The sequence below is a fragment of the Streptomyces wedmorensis genome, from assembly GCF_000716445.1.
Classification (GTDB): Bacteria; Actinomycetota; Actinomycetes; order Streptomycetales; family Streptomycetaceae; genus Streptomyces; species Streptomyces wedmorensis.
This window is the reverse complement of sequence record NZ_JNWK01000253.1, coordinates 1-202: the sequence shown is the minus strand read 5'-3', so window position 1 is coordinate 202 and position 202 is coordinate 1. Positions and strand designations below refer to the sequence as shown.

The 202-nt window shown below is 68.3% G+C and carries 1 pseudogene; it reads right to left on the bottom strand.

Annotated features, from left to right (window positions below):
- Positions 1–202: pseudogene (locus OO54_RS41305) on the bottom strand (sugar ABC transporter permease); the annotation flags it as partial.

Sequence of the window (202 nt, the reverse complement as noted above, 5' to 3'; positions counted from 1 at the left end):
GGGGGAGAGCGGGTCGGGCAGCGTGACCCCGAAGGCGTCGTTGACGTTGCCGACCAGACCGAACTGGGTGCCGTACATGAAGCCCCAGATCAGGCTGGCCACCACCGCCGGCACCGCGTACGGCAGGAAGATCGAGACGCGGAAGAAGGTCTTGCCGTACAGCCGGCCGCTGTCGATCGCCAGCGCGACCAGCAGGGCGATG